The organism is Arthrobacter sp. M4, assembly GCF_020251205.1.
Classification (GTDB): Bacteria; Actinomycetota; Actinomycetes; order Actinomycetales; family Micrococcaceae; genus Arthrobacter.
In genome coordinates, this window is sequence record NZ_JAIWYX010000062.1 from 1 (window position 1) to 491 (window position 491).

1 protein-coding gene is annotated in these 491 nt (G+C 71.9%); it reads left to right on the forward strand.

Translation table 11 applies throughout. The features are described from left to right. A partial coding sequence (locus LD110_RS23400; protein ID WP_225502336.1) for a hypothetical protein occupies positions 1-491 on the forward strand: 491 nt, incomplete at both ends.

A 491-nucleotide genomic window follows, 5' to 3' on the forward strand; every position in this document is an offset into this window, starting at 1 on the left:
GCGAACACCGCTGCCCAGGCCCTGGCACAGGCGGCGGCCAACACCGCGGCGCGGGCAGGCGGAACCGGGATCCTTCACCAAGGAGCCCCGGGAGCCGGTCAGAGCACCTTCCCCCAACCCTCCGGCATGCTCACTGAGCCGCGCACGCTGGCAGAACACCGCACCCTGTCCGAACTCCGCGCCGACGCCCTCATCCAACGCCTCCTCGGGATCCCCGGACTGGGTAATCCCGGCGAGCCCGGCACCGCGCCGCCGTTCCAGCCCACTGTCGTGCTCACCATCCCCATCGGACTCGCCCTAGGCGCCGCAACCGCAGCGGAAGGAACCGTAGGGGAGGGTGGCGTCGCGGAGGGCACCACCGCGACCGGAGAACGAAGCTCAGCCGCGGAAAGCACCACCGCGGCCGGAGACAGCGCAGCGGCAGGCACCGCAGCGGCAGGCACCGCAACGGATCTCACTGCCGTGGCCGAGTTGGAGGGCTACGGCCCCAT